The 16,007-nt window shown below is 27.6% G+C and carries 16 protein-coding genes; 6 read left to right on the forward strand and 10 right to left on the reverse strand.

Annotated features, from left to right (window positions below):
* Positions 1–148 precede the first annotated feature (148 nt).
* Both IPP08_09485 and rpiB read left to right on the forward strand, forming a co-directional pair.
* Entirely contained in the window at positions 149–796 is a 648-nt protein-coding gene (locus tag IPP08_09485; protein QQS67867.1) for a DUF4159 domain-containing protein, read from the forward strand.
* 69 nt (positions 797–865) lie between these two features.
* The gene (gene rpiB, locus IPP08_09490) at positions 866–1,294 is read left to right on the forward strand and encodes a ribose 5-phosphate isomerase B (GenBank protein ID QQS65995.1); all 429 of its coding nucleotides are present in this window, start codon (positions 866–868) and stop codon (positions 1,292–1,294) included.
* A gap of 46 nt (positions 1,295–1,340) precedes the next feature.
* Here rpiB and IPP08_09495 read toward each other — a convergent pair whose 3' ends face one another.
* Entirely contained in the window at positions 1,341–2,306 is a 966-nt protein-coding gene (locus IPP08_09495; GenBank protein ID QQS65996.1) for a hypothetical protein, read from the reverse strand.
* 161 nt (positions 2,307–2,467) lie between these two features.
* Between IPP08_09495 and IPP08_09500 the strand changes: the two genes are divergently transcribed.
* Positions 2,468–3,232, forward strand: coding sequence for a hypothetical protein (locus tag IPP08_09500; GenBank protein ID QQS65997.1), 765 nt, complete (start codon positions 2,468–2,470; stop codon positions 3,230–3,232).
* Here the strand turns inward: IPP08_09500 and IPP08_09505 are convergent, their stop codons facing one another.
* Both IPP08_09505 and IPP08_09510 read right to left on the reverse strand, forming a co-directional pair.
* Positions 3,233–3,757 (reverse strand): HAD family hydrolase, encoded by a 525-nt coding sequence (locus IPP08_09505; protein ID QQS65998.1) that lies wholly within the window; start codon positions 3,755–3,757, stop codon positions 3,233–3,235.
* Positions 3,758–3,799: 42 nt separating this feature from the next.
* Entirely contained in the window at positions 3,800–4,411 is a 612-nt protein-coding gene (locus IPP08_09510) for a GNAT family N-acetyltransferase (GenBank protein QQS65999.1), read from the reverse strand.
* A 222-nt stretch (positions 4,412–4,633) separates the two neighbouring features.
* Here IPP08_09510 and IPP08_09515 point away from each other — a divergent pair, with 222 nt between their 5' ends.
* The gene (locus tag IPP08_09515) at positions 4,634–5,401 is read left to right on the forward strand and encodes a sulfite exporter TauE/SafE family protein (GenBank protein ID QQS66000.1); all 768 of its coding nucleotides are present in this window, start codon (positions 4,634–4,636) and stop codon (positions 5,399–5,401) included.
* A gap of 117 nt (positions 5,402–5,518) precedes the next feature.
* On the opposite strand, the gene IPP08_09520 is transcribed toward IPP08_09515, so the two are convergent.
* The 5 genes from IPP08_09520 to IPP08_09540 form a co-directional block, all read right to left on the reverse strand.
* Positions 5,519–6,043, reverse strand: a complete 525-nt coding sequence (locus IPP08_09520) for a DinB family protein (protein ID QQS66001.1) — start codon at positions 6,041–6,043, stop codon at positions 5,519–5,521.
* Positions 6,044–6,101: 58 nt separating this feature from the next.
* Positions 6,102–6,683, reverse strand: a complete 582-nt coding sequence (locus tag IPP08_09525) for an alpha-ketoglutarate-dependent dioxygenase AlkB (protein ID QQS66002.1) — start codon at positions 6,681–6,683, stop codon at positions 6,102–6,104.
* Between the two features lie 92 nt (positions 6,684–6,775).
* Positions 6,776–7,606, reverse strand: a complete 831-nt coding sequence (locus IPP08_09530; protein ID QQS66003.1) for a class I SAM-dependent methyltransferase — start codon at positions 7,604–7,606, stop codon at positions 6,776–6,778.
* An 84-nt stretch (positions 7,607–7,690) separates the two neighbouring features.
* Positions 7,691–8,338, reverse strand: a complete 648-nt coding sequence (locus tag IPP08_09535) for a hypothetical protein (GenBank protein ID QQS66004.1) — start codon at positions 8,336–8,338, stop codon at positions 7,691–7,693.
* A 94-nt stretch (positions 8,339–8,432) separates the two neighbouring features.
* Complete coding sequence (locus IPP08_09540; protein ID QQS66005.1) at positions 8,433–9,263, reverse strand: SPOR domain-containing protein; 831 nt, start codon at positions 9,261–9,263, stop codon at positions 8,433–8,435.
* Between the two features lie 243 nt (positions 9,264–9,506).
* Between IPP08_09540 and IPP08_09545 the strand changes: the two genes are divergently transcribed.
* The gene (locus IPP08_09545) at positions 9,507–10,049 is read left to right on the forward strand and encodes a DUF420 domain-containing protein (protein ID QQS66006.1); all 543 of its coding nucleotides are present in this window, start codon (positions 9,507–9,509) and stop codon (positions 10,047–10,049) included.
* Positions 10,050–10,096: 47 nt separating this feature from the next.
* Positions 10,097–13,933, forward strand: coding sequence for a magnesium chelatase subunit H (locus IPP08_09550; GenBank protein ID QQS66007.1), 3,837 nt, complete (start codon positions 10,097–10,099; stop codon positions 13,931–13,933).
* An 87-nt stretch (positions 13,934–14,020) separates the two neighbouring features.
* On the opposite strand, the gene IPP08_09555 is transcribed toward IPP08_09550, so the two are convergent.
* Both IPP08_09555 and IPP08_09560 read right to left on the reverse strand, forming a co-directional pair.
* Positions 14,021–14,761 carry a glycosyltransferase gene (locus IPP08_09555; GenBank protein ID QQS66008.1) on the reverse strand — a complete coding sequence of 247 codons (741 nt, stop codon included), beginning with the start codon at positions 14,759–14,761 and terminating at the stop codon, positions 14,021–14,023.
* A 10-nt stretch (positions 14,762–14,771) separates the two neighbouring features.
* The gene (locus tag IPP08_09560) at positions 14,772–15,962 is read right to left on the reverse strand and encodes an amidohydrolase (GenBank protein QQS66009.1); all 1,191 of its coding nucleotides are present in this window, start codon (positions 15,960–15,962) and stop codon (positions 14,772–14,774) included.
* Positions 15,963–16,007: the final 45 nt, after the last annotated feature.

Here is a 16,007-nt window from a genome sequence, read left to right on the forward strand (position 1 = left end):
AGATTATCTAAACTTATTTTTTAAATATTCTAGCTATTCTTAACTTAATTTAAATCAAAGTATTATTAGTTTTTTCAAATTATATTTTCTAATCATAATATCAATTTCATTATTTGAATTTGGTTTTATTCCATTGAAAGCTCAAGAAATGGATGCAATTTCTATTAAGAAAATATCAAAAATAAAACAAAATTCTAATGCTTTTTTCCAAATTGCTAGAGTAAAATATAGTGGTGGAGGAGATTGGTATAATGACCCATCAGCAGAAGTTAATTTACTCAATTATATTTATAAGGAGACTGGAATAAATGTTAAACCAGAATTCCAAGAGATAGAATTATCATCAGATTATCTATTTTCTTACCCATTCATTTTTTTAACTGGTCATGGAAATGTAAAATTTGCCAGTGATGAAATTGAAAGATTAAGAAGTTATTTAAACAATGGTGGGTTCCTATATATAGACGATGATTATGGACTTGACACAGCAATTAGAAGAGAAATGAAAAAGGTATTTCCTGAAAATGAATTTATTGAACTTCCTTTTTCTCACCCAATTTATCATTCATTTTTTAATTTTAGTAATGGGTTGCCAAAAATTCATGAACACGATAATAAGACACCACAAGGTTTTGGATTATTTTCTAAAAATAAAAAACTTTGTGTCTTTTATACTTACGAAACAAATCCATCAGATGGATGGGCAGATCAAGAAGCACATAATGATCCAATAGAAAAAAGAGAATTAGCATTAAAAATAGGAACAAATATTGTTGTATTTGTATTAACTCAATAATATTATATGTTCAATTTTTTTTATTTGACGTCATTAATTTATTTATAATATTTTAAAATTATTTTTAATATGAAAATTGCATTAGGATCAGATCATGCTGGGTTTCAGTATAAAACAAATACAAATTCATTTCTTCTGAAAGAAGGTATTGAAGTAATAGATTTTGGTACAAATTCTACAGAATCAGTAGATTATCCAGACTTTGCTAAAAAAGCTGCTCAAGCTGTTGTTGATGGACTTGTTGATTATGCTATTATAATTTGTGGATCAGGTATTGGGGTTTCTATAACTGCGAATAAAATAAAAGGTGTAAGAGCAGCTAATTGTTTGACTGAAGAAATGGCTGAACTTGCTCGTGAGCATAATAATGCAAATGTATTGACATTAGGTGAAAGACTGATTGATTGGGAAACAGCTAAAAAGATTATAAAAAAATTTCTTAATACTCCTGCCTCCACAAATTTAAGACATCAAGCTAGAATTAATAAAATTGAATAATTTCAGTTTTAATTTGATTAATAATCTAAATGTAAATAATTGACTTTTACCACATTGTAATTTGATCACTTAATCTGAACCCTATTAAAAACAATCTTGATGAGGTTGGTTCTGGTAATATACCAGCATCATGTTGGAATTCACTTCTTAAAAAAGTTGTGAATTTTGCCCCTTTATCATTGAATAAGTTGAACCCTATTTCTGAAATTGGAATAGATTGAATTACTTTATTGAAACTTTTAATTCTGTTTGCTAAGCCTTGTTCCTTTCCATACAAACTAGCCATGTAATTAATAGTGAAATGTAAACTATAATTAGATTTCTTTGGCATTAACTCAAATTTTGAATAGACATTAATTGCATCTATTAATGCTCCTATTGGTAAGCCTTTTGAAAATGAATTTGTATCATCTGTACTTCTAGTATCACCTGCTTGAATAAAAAAATCATTTCTGATAGATAAACCATAAATTAAATCAAAATTACCTATTTTAAAGTATGCTTTTGGTCTCAAGAAAATACGAGACATAATACCGCTAAAGACTAATGTCCTTTCTTGAATCAACCCTCTTTCTAATTTTGCTTCTAAATTATCAACATCATGTTTGCACCTATGAGTGTATCCAAATTGAAGTACTATTTTTTCAGAAATACTTTTGTTAAAATGCAAACCTTCTTCCCAAAATATTGCTCTTGGATTAAATGCTATTTCATTATAGCTATCCATCACAACTTCCATTACTCCATCAGCGGTTACGCTCCAAGAAGAATCATATCTGAACAGTTCAACATAACCACCAGTTTTAGCATTCCATAAATGATTTTTATCAGCATTAAAATGTCTTGAAAATTCTGCATATAATTTAGTTGTATTTAGCCAAGATGTTCCTGATGAATCATTACAAATTCCATTTAATGGATCTATAATATTTACTCTATCAGGAAAATTTTGTGAACAAACAATGCATTGATTAAATAACCAAAGAACAGTTAATATTTTATGATATTTCAACTTGATTTTTTATTAATAATTGCTTAAAAACATAAAATTCGACACAAATTGTTACAATTAGATGTCACAAATTGGCTATTATTACCAACTTTAAACCGTCATAATTATGTATATTTGAAAGAGATTTAGAACTTAATGAACAAAATTTCTCGAAGCAATAAATGTTAATTACTTCAAACATATATTTCAAAATAAAACAATTATGGGTATTACTACTCTTAGTTGTTATTTTTGTTGGATGTTCAAGTAAAACCACAAGGTTAAGTAACAAAACTACTGCTTCTAAAAGAAATACTTCAATTGCTAAAAAGCATGACAATCCATTAACTTCTTGGAATAAGTCAAAATCTGAGCCTGTAACTATTAAATCAAATATACCCCAAACAACTGATAAAAGCAATTTAGAATATAAATCACCAACAATTGCTGGGTATACACCTCCTGAGCCATTCAATCCTAACAGTGTCAATCAAAATAGTGACCCACTTGAAGGAGTTACTGGAGAAGAACCAAAATCATTGAATGATTTAAATTATTCAAATGATAATGATACTTATACTCCCCCAAAAATGAATCAGAAGAAAAGTTATTTTAAGAATATTTCTTCTAAAAATAGGTCTAAATTAGTTTATAAAAGTAGTAATTCTCAAAGTAACCTACCAATAAAACAATATAGTGTTAAAAAAGTTCAATATGTAAAAGTTGTTCCTAAATCAATTATTGAAAGTCCAAAACAGTTAGCTTTAAAAGCAGAAAAAAATTTAGAAATGCAACAATTGTTTATTGATGGAGTTACTGCTTCAAGAACTGGAAACAATAAAAAAGCAATATCTAACATGAGGCAGGTGTTGATTTCTGGTAATAGTGATTTAAAGAAAAAAGCAAAAATCTATTATTCTAGATCAATTCAAAATCCTTCTAGATAATTAGTATTGGATTATCTTATCCCAAATTTCAGTCAAAGTTTCCCCTGTAATATTTGCTTTACTTTTGTAAGAATTTTTATTCAAGTAAGCAGTTTTACAACCAGCATTTTCTCCTGCTTCTATATCACTTATTGAATCACCTATCATCCAAGAATTAGATAAATCTATATCAATATCAAGACTCGCTTTTAATATCATTCCAGGCTTAGGTTTACGACAATCACAGCCAAATTCTTTTTCATGAGGGCAGTAATAAATAGCATTGAAATTAAAACCACAATTATTCATTAACTCATCTTGCATAAAGTTATGAATTTCAGATAGCTTGGATTCTGATATTATACCTCTTGAAATACATCTTTGATTAGTAATTACTATAGCTTTATAATTTAATGTTTTCACTTTTGGAAGTATTTGAAATATATCTTTATGAAATACAAAATCATCTGTTGATTTTACATAATTGTCTATATATCTCAAATTGATTACTCCATCTCTATCAAAAAATATTGCTTTGTTACTCAAATTGTTTTATTTGTTAATTTTTTGAATTGAATTTAAAACACATTACAAAATTATATTATTATTTAAATCAAATATTTTTATTTTATCAAATTGATTATTTAGATATTCTTCTTTAAACATGGTAAATACTTTGTGAACAAATCTATTTCCAGCTTTATCTTTTTCAATCACTCTAAATTCATATTCATTAGTAAAACCTAGCTTTGTGGGTATTTTGATGCTATTTGTATTCAATGAATTACATCTAATTTCTAATTTTTCAATTCCAATAATATTAAAAGCAACAAACATTAATGCTTTAGTGGCTTCTGTTGCATATCCTTTGTTTGCTTCATTCACATTTATCCAATATCCAATTTCAAGAATTCCCTCTCCTTGCCTTGTATGCAATCCTGTACCGCCAAATAATTTAGAATTATTACGATTAAAAATTCCATAGATGAAATCTTTATTTTCATTAAAATTATCAATCCAATTTATAATCCTATCTTCCTTTTGAGATATAGTTTCAGGCTCAAATTTTGCCCATGGCATAAATTCTGATAAATGAATAATACTCTCATCTATAGAATCCTTTAATAACTTTGCATCATTAAAATCATAGCATCTAATACATAGGTTTTGAGTTATTATTTTATAAGCTTTGTTTTCCATATTTTAATACAACTCTTAAATCATTATATAGTTACAAATAATGTTAATAATTTGTTATTTAGATTTTTTAAAAAATCAAAAGTTAAAACAATTTTTAAATGAAATTAAAGAAAAATTTATTTGCTTCAAATTATTTACTAACTTGAAAATATGTCAATTTATTAATTTTTCAATTTTTAATCATCAATTCTTTTTAAAGAAATAAATACATCAATAAATTATATGTTTATCATCATTATAATAGGATTGATTACTGGATTTTCAGCTGGAGCATTAGGCATAGGAGGTGCAGTTCTTGGAACTCCCTTACTAAAAATTATTGCTAATTTTCCAGATTATTTAGCGCTTGCAACTCCTTTGCCAGCTGTTGTACCTGCTGCAATATCAGGTGCAATTGCTTATTCAAAACAGAAATTACTTAGGCTTGAAGTTGCAAAACATTCCTTAATTTTTGCTATTCCTTTTAGTATTTTAGGTAGCTATATAACAAAATTTACTCCTTCTTATTTGTTAATGATTATTACTGGATTATTGTTAATTCAATCTGGTTTCTCCTTTATAAAAAAAGGTTTTTTTAGTTCAGAAATTCAAGTGTTAAATGTTAGTCCAAAAATAAATATCAATAAAAATGCTATCTTTCTTTCAGGTATTGTTGCCGGATTTTTATCAGGATTTTTAGCAGTTGGTGGTGGAATTATATTTGTCCCATCTTTTATGAAATTTTGCAATTTATCATTGAAGGAGTCTTTAGCCACTTCTCTTTTTTGTGTAGCAGTTTTAGCTATTCCAGGAATTATTACTCATTCTTTTTTAGGGCATATTGACTGGAATGCTGCATTGATTTTAGCAGCATCTGTTATTCCTGCAAGTTATATTGGTGCCACTTTTTCATCCAAATTAAAAAATAATACTATATCAAGATACTACGGTATTTTTATTCTACTTTTTGCTTTTATTTTCATTTATAATAGCTTAATAAATATTAAATGATTTTTAATTAATCAATAATAAATTCATTATTAATTTTTAATAAATTCAATGAAATTTATGTTTACTTTAATTCTTTTACCTTTAAAAGTAAATTAATTATTTAAATTTAATTTTGACTTACTGATTCATAATTTTATCAATTCTTTCCTTTTGTAAAATATGATGGTTCCAATGCATTAAAACAAGTTTATACCATTCATCAGCATTAAGAAAAGAAAATGCTGGGTGTGGTGTTTTGCCATTCTTATTATTTTTAAATTTCGATAATATTTTTTCCATTTCTTCTTTAACATTTTGAAACCCTGCTACAATAATTGCTTTTGATTCAGGTTGTTTAGGTGTATAAGCCTCTGAAGGAGGGACTTTAATTTTAATAGGAGGAAATTTTTTCAGAAAAATAAAGCAATAAATACCTTTAAAACTCTTCCTACCTTTTCGATTTTCTGAGCTTGAAATACAAACCCCAACTTGTTTCAAATGAAAATTTAAAGTTGAATTAATTAAATGCATGTAAAGCTGACCAATAGTCCAACTTTCTGAATCAATATTAAACTCTAATTGATTATCAGAATATTTAGCTAATTCATCCAACCAATATGAATATACTTGTTCAAATTCTTTATAAATATTATTATTAGACATTTCTTTATTTATTATTGAATAACAATTGTGTTAATGAAGTAACATTTAAAATTTAATTCTATTTATATTCAATTGTTCTAAAAGTTAAATTTATTCTTGGTTCTAAATGAAGTTTTGTTGGAGGGAGCTTATGAAGCCAATGAAGTTGTGTTTCACCTTTCATCAATAACAAACTTCCATTTTCTAATTTCAAACTTACAACCTCTTTAGTACTCTTGCATTTAAATGAAAATTTTCTTTCAGAACCTAAGCTTAATGATGCAATAGCTCCATTTTTTTTTAGGTCTTTTTCTCCATCACTATGCCACGCCATTCCCTCATTCCCATTATGATATAAATTAAGTAAGCATGAATTGAATTTCTCATTCAACTTTTCTTCTATTACTTGTTTTATCACTTTCAATTCCTCAGTCCATGGCAAAGCTTTTTTTGTAATATTGGAATAAGTATATTCAAATTCAGAATCACCATACCATGCAACTTTTCTTTTTGTTATAATTAATCTACCAAATATAAATGCTTCATCATTTTTCCAAACAATATTATTTAATAATGAATTATAAAAGTAACTTGTTTCTGTATCATTGAAAATTTTTCCATAATAATTTACAATACCTTTATAAGGAAGTATATTTACCATTTCAGATTTTTTTTATAAATAGATTTTAAGTCAGAATACATTGTTTTCAAAATTTTAAACCAGAATTTTTGATTTTTATTTTTGAAATCAAACTACAACTTTTGACCTTCAATATAAGCCATTGGTACAGTTAGAGTTAATCCTCCATTTTTGTCTGCAAAACTGTTTAAATTATTCTCTAGTGATGTAAACACCATTTCCCAATCTTTTTGTGGAATTAATTCTAACCAAGAACCTAACCAACCTAATTTAATAAAATGATGATTCAAGAATGCTGAACCATTTAAAAATTTCATTTCAACAATATCTTCAATAATTCTAATCAACTTAAATCCATTATTAGAGTATAAGTTAGAAACACTTTTCAATGAACCTCTATGTTCTTGATGTAACCTTAACCCACTTATCAAATTAGTTTTGTTTAATTCAATTAAAGTCTCTTCAAAAACTTTGTAAAATTCTACCCAATGTCCATTAAGATTCGTAGTAATAACTAAATTGCTACCAGAATTTAAAACTCTTTTACATTCATTAAATACCTTTTGAGGATTACTAAAATTATTAATTCCTAAATTTGAAACAATTAGATCAATACTCATATCTTCAAAAGGCAAATTCTCACCAGTTCCTTCTATAATTTCAACATTATCTAAATTATAAATTAAAATTTTCTTATTTGCTCTATCATTTGCATTTTTCCAAAGATCAATTCCAAAACATTTACAGTTTGACCCAAGCCTTTCTGCTAATTCAAACAACGGAAAGCCAGTACCCGAGCCAATGTCGAGTACTCTATTGTATTGCTTAAGCTCAAAATGTTTAAAAAATAAAAGACCAAACATTGCACTCCACAAAGGAAGTTCATCAAAAGTATTTACTAACTCAATTGAATCACTAAATCTATATTTCCAAAATTCATTCATTGAATTTACAATTATAAACTAAGATTTTTTTAAGAATTTAGCATAGCTACATAATTAAATTTAAAAGATATATTCAATATAGTTTTAATTCTGAACTATATTTTTTTTCCAAAGTTTGGTTGCGAATTCTTTATAAACTTTTAATCCTTCATTAAACGATTTATCGAATTTGAATTCCCCACCTTCTGACTTCATACAATTTAAATAGACTTTACTTCTACCTCGAATGGTATATTTTTGAGTACCTTGATACATAATTATTTTCATATCAGTTGGGCTTACATCACCATGGCACACAGTATTATACATTATCCATATCTCGCCAATTCCATCTTTGTTTAAATCTGTTACTTGGAATGTATTTTTGATAAATTTAGCATCTAAATCTACCGGGCAATCGTTAATAAAATCATAAACTTTCCAGGTTTTGTTAACTGAATCGTTGTTCAAAAGAAAATGATAAGCAAACAACTCTGCATCTTGACCACCATTTTCATGTTTAAATTTTTCGTTATAATAAATTCCACTCTCTGTTAGAATAACAATGTTATCACCTAATTTATCAGTAAACTTAAATGCTTTTTTAAAAACACCTTCATACTTTACTTTTTCTGATATTTGAGATGAATCGAGTTTTGTTAATCTAATTCTAACTTGTCCAAATGAAACAGATGAGATAGAGATTAAAAAAATAAGTAGTAGAAATTTTTTGGAGATTTTATTTTTAATCAATTTTAAAATTAGAATATTAAATAATTTTTTTGATTTTGATGAGTTAATTTACAATGCTAAATAAGTTTTATATGACTATAAATTAAACAATTGATTATTCAACATTAACTGGGAAAGGCTTACAATTACAAGCTCCAGTTAAAGCCAAAGCACTCTTCTTAGCCAAATCAATTGTTTTATATGGTCCTGTAATCAAAGCATACATTTTTTTCCCTTCCACCATTTTAGGCAAAGCTTCTAACCTTAAATCAGGAAATGTTTCCATAACTTTATCCATTGCTTTTTCTGCTAAATCTTTTGATGGAAATACTCCCAATTGCAAAGCAATACCAGTAATAAAATCCTTTTTTGATTTTACTTCTTTAGTATCAGTATTAGGTTTAGTTTCTTTTTTATCAGCAGTTGTTATAGCTTTATCGGTGTTTGGGGTTTGTGATGTTGTTCCTAAGTTAACATCTGGTTTTGCATTCTTAATTGGTAATGCTAAATCTCCTTTCCAAGATACAATTGAATTTATTGCAGATTCTGCAGCCTTTAAATTAGCTGATGATGGGAATCGTTCTTTTAGCAAACCTAACCATGTAAATGCTGATAATGAATCTTTGTTTTCTGTATGCCTACGAACTAATTGATAAAGTGCTCTTTCTGTGAATGTTCCATTTGGCTCTAATGCTATAATTCTTTCGTACAAAGATATTGCCCTTGCATCTGGTGTCATTTGTGCTCTTGTGTAAAGAACACTTACACTGTAAGGAGCTTTTTTCTTTAAAGGTTCGATTAACACATATGCGCTATCTTTTTTACCCGATTCATAAAGTTTTAAAATCGTTTTACAATCGTTATCGTAATTTTGTGCACTCAATTTGTTTAGCGTACTAATTGATAATATTATTGTGAATAAAATTATTAATTTCTCGATTTTCATTTTAAATTCTAATTAAATTTTTGTTGTTAATTTTTTTTTAAACTCATTTTCTAGGACTTCATACATCTATAACTGTTTAATACGCATAACTTTTTTATTGTTACTATATTAAATGATTTTATAAATGATAATATCATTTAAAATGTATCCACAAAAATTATGTTTGTTAAATTCATTTAAGTTGTATAAAATTTTCAACAAATATACATCTCTAATTTTCTAAAAAAACAACTTAACTATTAAATGTTACCTTCATCAATTAGTATAAATGATAAAAAGGCAAAATTTATAATTTATTCTTTATCTGTAATCGTCTTTTTAACTGTTGCTCTTTTAGGAAGAACAAAAATTAATTCTCCTTTTTCATTTGATATACATTTACTTTCAACTATTAATGCAATTATAAATTCTTCAGTTTCTTTATTACTTGTTTGTGCTTTAATTTCTGTAAAGAAAAAAAATTATATTCTCCATAAAAAGTTGATGCTTTCATGTGTAATCCTATCTTCACTTTTTTTAATCTTTTATATTATGTATCATTTATTTGCAATTGAAACAAAATATGGTGGTGAAGGTACTATGAAATACATTTATTACTTCATATTATCAACCCATATAATTTTAGCTGCTATTATATTACCTTTTATTTTATTTACTACTTATAGAGGATTAACAGGTGAATATGACAAACACTCAAAACTTGCAAGGAAAACATTCCCTATATGGTTGTATGTAACTATTTCTGGAGTTGTTGTTTACTTATTTATTAGTCCATATTATTCATAGTTTAATATTATTTACAATTAACTATTATTTTTTTTATTTAAATTGATTTGGAAAGTTATAAAATTCAGATAACATGGATTGCATCTGAAGCCTCAAGAAACTCATTATTATGTAGCGTGAATTCAGAGTTAGATTTGAATTTTAATTTAAATACTAACATACTTTTCTTCGCTTCAAATAGATTACCATATTCAAATTTTGAACTTCAAGAATCATTTTCAAAATCTAATATTATAATAATATCTCATATAATTTTAGATGAAGAAGTAAAGGTTGTACTCGAGAACTTGAAATATTTAAAAAAGAATTGTACAATTGTAGTTGTCTCTTCTTCTTCTGAGTTAATGAGGTTAACTAGACTTGGCACTTTTGAGATGAGTGCTTATGTTAAAGACAAAAATGAAGAATTTGATTCACCTAAAGTTGAACCGAAGATTAAAACAATCTTAAAAGCCTTAACTGGGAATCTCGATATTGCGCCATACCTAAAGGATATTATGGTTTTAGCCCCAAAACTTTTGAAATTATTACCAATAAAAAAAGCTACTGATATTAGAAGATACATTGAATGCTATTTGTATATGATTGAGCAATCAAAAGAAAATATTTGCTCTATGATTTTAATGTTAACAGATATTTATTCTGATAATTACAAAGGTTTATTTAAAAATAAATATTCCAAACCAATTCTATATCCACAAGATGGTATATATCACCCAGCCTCAGAAATTATTTTTACAAATCAATCAGATTATCTAAATTTTACAAAAACTAAATTTGATAAATATGTTGGTTTAATCCTTTTAAGAGGTAGCGTTATATCTTCAGATACTATTGTTATTGACTCACTTATTGATGGCTTTGAAAGTCGTGGAATAGGTGTTATACCAGCATTTTCGAGCTCATTTGATTACAGAATTGCAATAGAAAAATATATTTTATTTGATGACAATATTAAAGTCGATGCCTTAATATCTTTAACAGGATTTCCTTTAGTTGGTGGTCATGTTCAAAGTGATATAGAAAGTTCTTCAAAGTCATTATCAAGTTATAATCTTCCATATTATTCACCTTTAAGTCTTTTATTTCAAACTATAAATGAATGGCAAAATTCAGATTATGGATTGTCTCCAGTTCAAACTGCTTTACATGTTTCTTTACCAGAACTTGATGGAGCTATTGAGCCAATTGTTTTAGGTGGAATTTCAGACTTTAAATCTAGTGCAACAATTTCTAAAAGATTAGATCTTTTTGTTGAAAGAGTAATAAAAAGAATTGACCTAAAGTATAAAATAAATTTTGATAAAAAAATTGCTATAACAATTTTTTCTTTTCCACCAAACAAAGGAACAGTTGGTACGGCAGCTTATCTGGATGTTTTTGATAGTTTGATTAATACACTTTTAAAATTAAAAGAAGAAGGTTATGATGTTGATCTTCCTTTAAGTAAAGATCAAATTATTAATGATATAATTTCAGGTTCAGATAAATTAGCCTCAGTTGAAACTGCTGAACTTAATGTTGCAGATTCGATGTCAGTAAATCAATATGTTGAATTTGCTGGTAAGCAGATAATTGATAGGGTTTCAGCTCTTTGGGGAAATCCTCCTGGCAACTTAAATACTAATGGAATAAGAATAAATATTTTTGGGAAATATTATGGGAAAATATTTGTAGGAGTTCAACCCTCATTTGGGTATGAAGGTGACCCAATGAGGTTATTGTTTGCAAAAGGTGCATCACCTCATCATGGATTTTTAGCATATTATTTATGGATAGAAAATGTTTATAAAGCTGATGCCCATATACATTTTGGAACACACGGTGCATTAGAATTTATGCCTGGAAAACAAGTTGGTTTAAGTGAAAATTGCTTTCCTGATATAATGATTAACACACTCCCAAATTTTTATTTATACGCCCTAAATAATCCAAGTGAAGCAACTATTGCCAAAAGAAGATCTTTAGCAAGTATTGTAAGCTATAATACTCCACCGTTAGAGTTTGCAGGACTTTACAGAGAATTAAATTCATTGAAAGAAATAATTTCAAACTATAGAGAATTTGAATTTGATGTTAAGAAATCAAAACAAATTTTTGAGTTGATTATAATAAAATCTGAAGATCTAAATCTAACTAGTGATATTGGATTTATAGATATTGATGCAGATAGTACTGAAATTGATCTTTATGTATCTAAACTATATTCCACTCTTGCTGAAATAGAAACTAGACTCATACCAGCAGGCTTACATACAATTGGTAAATCAAAAACTATTAATGAAGTAATAGATTTGTTAATGGCAATTTCAGAATATGATAGGCCTGAAATTAATATTGATTCATTAGTAATTCAAATTTCGAATTTATTTGATATAGATTATTTGTTTTTACAAAACAACCTGCAAGCAAGCAATTATAAGGCAGTGAATAAAATTGCATTTGTAAAAAATATTTGTAGAGAAGTTTTAAATGAACTTTTATTAAGTGATTCAAATACTGCTTTATTGAAATTAAAATCTTTTACAAATAAAAAATTTTCCCATAAAACATTTTTAAATATTTTCAAATACCTAAAAAAAGTTTCAGTTAATGCCACAACCGATAATGAGTTAAGCTCATTAATTTCGGTAATGAACTCAGGTTATACTCCACCTGCAAAAGGTGGTGATCCTGTTAGAAGCCCTGATGTACTTCCTTCTGGAAGAAATATTCATGCTCTAGATCCAGCAGGAGTTCCATCAGCAATTGCTGTAAGAAATGCTAGAAAAGTGGTTGAGATAATGTTAAATAAAAATATCGAACTTACAGGTAAATACCCTGAAAGTATTGGTATGATTTTATGGGGATTAGATAATATAAAAACTCATGGTGAGGCTATTGCTCAAGCTTTTATTCTTATAGGTGTAGAACCAAAACCTAATTCATTTGGTAGAATTTCAAGATTAAAAGTTATCCCTTTAAATGAATTAAACAGACCAAGAATTGATGTAACTATTGAAGCTAGTGGAATTTTCAGAGATATATTTGGAATTCAAATTCATTTATTAGATGAAGCAATTAAGCTAGTTGCTAATTTGGATGAACCTTTAGATGAAAATTTTGTTCGTAAAAGATCTTTAGAAATATCCGATGAATTAAGTTTAGATTTTGATACTGCCTCAAGCAGAATTTTCTCTAATGCTCCTGGAGCTTACGGTACAAATGTTGAATATGCTGTTGGTCTTTCTGCATGGAAGACACAAGAAAATTTAGCAGATGTATTTGTAAAACGAAAATCTTTTCTTTATGGTAAAAATATTAATGGTGAGTTAAATGATAATCTTTTAAAGTCGCTTGCTAAAGGAATTGATACAACATTTCAAAATCTAGATTCAAGTGAAGTTGGAATTACAGATGTTGATCATTATTTTGAATATCTTGGTGGACTTACAAACTTGGTTGCAACTCAACGTGAAGGGAAAAAACCAATCTCTTTGGTAGCCGATACAACAACTTCAAACCCTAAAGTTCGAACACTTGAGAATACTATTAGGCTTGAAGCTAGAACAAAAATTCTAAACCCAAAATGGTATTCATCTATGATTAAACATGGATATCAAGGAGTTGAGGAAATTAGAAAAAGATTTGATTATACATACGGATTTAGCGCGACTGCACAAGCAGTTGAAAGCTGGGTTTATGATGAAGTTTTCAATATTTATTTTAGAGATATTGAAATGAGTAATAATATGCAAAATTTAAATATTCACTCTTACAATTTATTTTCAAATAGATTGTTAGAAAGTTATAATAGAGGTTATTGGAAGGCTACACAAATGCAATTAGATAAATTGCAAAAATTAAATGAAGAAATAGAAGATAAACTTGAGGGGATTTTATAAAATATGTTTTTTTTTATTAAATAATAAACCAAACTTTCATTCTAATAATTTATATAGTTTCAACTCTAATTTGAATGAAATATTTTATTAATCAATAGAATATTTTTCTCTAATAAAAGTTGATAACTCACCCCAATCTACAATTGGAGCTAACCCATTTAAATCAATATGGCTACATAATGACGGGATTGGGCTAACTAAAATTCGTTTTGGAAATTTATAAAAATATTTTTTTTGACCAAGTAAATACCTCCATAAAATTCTGTCCTCTGGTATATCAAGAATTGAAATTGAATAGAATTTTTTTTTATCTTTTTTAAATGTTGAAACTCTTGCTCCAAATGTCATACATGTTGATTCGCATGTTCTCCAATGTAAATTTATTGTAATAAAGATTTTACACTTTCCTCCTAATGAATCATCTTTACGTATATATCTATCAGAATGATCAAATAAAGTTATATAATCAACATTTGGTAATTCCTTAAAAGCTAACAACATGTTTTTAAAAGCTTCAGGTTTGTAGAGATAATCATCTTCTGCAAAATAAACTAAATCAGAATCTGATAAATTTAGAGCTAAATTAAGGGCTTCTCTAAAAGATGGGCTATTTCCTAAACTGGGTAAAGAGATAATATCACCGTACTTTTTCATAACTTCAATTTTATCATCCTGTATTGGTCCATCATTCATAAAAATTAATTTAACTTCTTCATCAATCATCAAAACAGAATCTATAAAACTATATAAGCAAACTAATTTACTATAAAAATCAGGTCTATTTTTTAAATTTTCTCCACCATAAGATCTGTAAATAATATGAAGCATATAACTAAATTTAAGATTGAAGAAATTTGTAAGCTGAATAAGCCATCATGGCACTTCCTTTTGTAAGAATACTTTCATTGATATCAAATTTTGAATTATGCAAACCTGCAATACAGCCTTCTTCCTGTGTTCCAGCACCTATCCACCAAAAGCTTCCAGGAATTGCTTGCAAATAAAAAGCAAAATCTTCAGCCCCCATCATCGGTTCAGCATCAAAAACATTTTCATTCCCAAATATTTCCAGTGCTACTGATTTTACAAATTTAGTAGATTCAATGTTATTGTTTAATGCTGGGTACCCTAACCTAATTTCTAAATCATAACTTGCTCCATTCCCATCACAAACCCCCTTAATAATATCTTCAATTCTCTTATGAGTGTTGGTTCGCCAAACCTCATCCATTGCCCTTAAAGTTCCACATAATTTAACTTCATCTGGAATTATATTTGTTGCACTTCCTCCTTCAATCTTTCCAATAGTTAATACACCTGGTTTGAATGGATTGATAGTTCTTGATATAATTTTTTGTAATGCTACAACAACTTCGCAAGCAGTTATAATGGGGTCTATTGATGTATGTGGCATTGCTGCATGGCCACTTTTACCTTTAATTGTTATGTAAATCTCATCGGCACTTGCTAACATCATTCCTGGATAAAATCCTAATTTACCAGCTGGAACAAAGGGTGCAACATGCTGACCAAAAATTGCATCAACTCCATTTAATGCTCCTTCTTTCATCATTACTCCTGCCCCACCAGGTAGTAATTCTTCACTTGGTTGAAAAATAAATTTTACAGTTCCACTTAATTCTTCTCTGAATTCTGAAAGTATAATAGCTGCTCCAATCAACATTGTTGTATGTGAATCATGACCGCAGGCATGCATTTTTCCAGGGTTCTTAGATTGAAATGGAAGCCCTGTAAGTTCTTGAATTGGTAAAGCATCCATATCACCTCTTAATGCTACACATTTGGAATTTTCGTTTGATAAACCCCCTTTTAAAGTTCCAATTACACCAGTTTTTGCAATACCTGAAATAAATTCTATATCAACTTCAGATAATGATTTTGCAGCAAGTTTTGATGTTTCATATTCTTCGAATGCTAACTCAGGGTTTGCATGAAGAGTTCTCCTAATTTCAATTAACTTTCCTTCAATTTTATTTGCTGCATCAATGAATTTAATTGGATCTAACATTATATTTTCGTTAATTATTATGAAGTATTTATAAAAAAAAACTAT

The organism is Chlorobiota bacterium, assembly GCA_016700335.1.
In the GTDB taxonomy this organism is placed as follows: Bacteria; Bacteroidota; Ignavibacteria; order OLB7; family OLB7.

Bases quoted from the DNA above. Each gene is read 5' to 3' on its own strand.
- IPP08_09540 (QQS66005.1), bottom strand. From the start codon at position 9,263: ATGAAAATCGAGAAATTAATAATTTTATTCACAATAATATTATCAATT.
- IPP08_09530 (QQS66003.1), bottom strand. From the start codon at position 7,606: ATGAATGAATTTTGGAAATATAGATTTAGTGATTCAATTGAGTTAGTA.
- IPP08_09555 (QQS66008.1), bottom strand. From the start codon at position 14,761: ATGCTTCATATTATTTACAGATCTTATGGTGGAGAAAATTTAAAAAAT.
- IPP08_09545 (QQS66006.1), top strand. From the start codon at position 9,507: ATGTTACCTTCATCAATTAGTATAAATGATAAAAAGGCAAAATTTATA.
- IPP08_09560 (QQS66009.1), bottom strand. From the start codon at position 15,962: ATGTTAGATCCAATTAAATTCATTGATGCAGCAAATAAAATTGAAGGA.
- IPP08_09520 (QQS66001.1), bottom strand. From the start codon at position 6,043: ATGTCTAATAATAATATTTATAAAGAATTTGAACAAGTATATTCATAT.
- IPP08_09510 (QQS65999.1), bottom strand. From the start codon at position 4,411: ATGGAAAACAAAGCTTATAAAATAATAACTCAAAACCTATGTATTAGA.
- IPP08_09515 (QQS66000.1), top strand. From the start codon at position 4,634: ATGTTTATCATCATTATAATAGGATTGATTACTGGATTTTCAGCTGGA.
- IPP08_09500 (QQS65997.1), top strand. From the start codon at position 2,468: ATGTTAATTACTTCAAACATATATTTCAAAATAAAACAATTATGGGTA.
- IPP08_09525 (QQS66002.1), bottom strand. From the start codon at position 6,683: ATGGTAAATATACTTCCTTATAAAGGTATTGTAAATTATTATGGAAAA.
- IPP08_09485 (QQS67867.1), top strand. From the start codon at position 149: ATGGATGCAATTTCTATTAAGAAAATATCAAAAATAAAACAAAATTCT.
- rpiB (QQS65995.1), top strand. From the start codon at position 866: ATGAAAATTGCATTAGGATCAGATCATGCTGGGTTTCAGTATAAAACA.